Raw genomic sequence first — 932 nt, 5'->3', positions numbered from 1 at the left:
CTGATTCATATGCTGATTTAATTAATAATTCAATAAGCATGGAACAATCAACAGACGCTTGTTACTTTTTAGGTGAAATGTCAAAATCTAATGTTTTTAATAATAGTTAACCAATCTAAAATATAGATATTGCTCATGAGTTGGTCAAATGGTCTAATTTTAGGCTGATTTTTTGAAAAAATGGGGGTTTTAGTAATTAATCCACCAAACCCCCAACAAAATCAATCACTTACCAACTTTCTACCATCAATCCTAAAAAACTGCTTTACAAGTCATGATATCATGCCTATAATACGCACCACTTAAGCAGTACAGCACAGTAAAAAACATTGCTAAATCAGTCACTTAGTATTTAGTATACCGTTTACTGGAACACCAAAAACTTAAAAAATAAATTTTAAATTTTTGAAAAAAGTGCTTGACTTAATAAAATTTTGGCATATAATACGCCACGCATTGAGCAACTGGATGACAGTGTTCAAAACTATTTAAAATCCAAACTAAAGAACAACTTGTGTGGATTTTTGTCAATACAAGATACTTAAATAAATTATCATTCATTGATACTTATTACTTATCTTAATTACTTATCTTAAGTAAGGCAAAAATACTCAAAGTTAATTCATTTACACGATGAGCAGATATTTTTAAAATATCAATTATTGCTAGTAAGTACATAACGTACACGATGAATGAGCCAAAATTAAAGTCCAATAAAAAAGCTTGTCTTTTTATATTGGCAACAAAAGATTAAACTGAAGAGTTTGATCCTGGCTCAGATTGAACGCTGGCGGCAGGCTTAACACATGCAAGTCGAACGAAGTTAGGAAGCTTGCTTCTGATACTTATTGGCGGACGGGTGAGTAATGCTTAGGACTCTGCCTAGTAGTTGGGTATAACTTGGGGAAACCCAAGCTAATACCGCATACGAA

1 rRNA gene is annotated in these 932 nt (G+C 32.1%); it reads left to right on the top strand.

Annotation, left to right across the window (positions count from 1 at the left end):
• Positions 1 to 752 precede the first annotated feature (752 nt).
• Positions 753 to 932 (top strand): 16S ribosomal RNA (locus G3N97_RS39045); the annotation flags it as partial.

Origin of the sequence: Paraburkholderia sp. Ac-20347 (assembly GCF_017104805.1) — a bacterium.
In the GTDB taxonomy this organism is placed as follows: domain Bacteria; phylum Pseudomonadota; class Gammaproteobacteria; order Burkholderiales; family Burkholderiaceae; genus Paraburkholderia; species Paraburkholderia tropica.
Note: the sequence above shows the minus strand (reverse complement) of the source record. Positions and strands in the feature narration are given on the sequence as shown.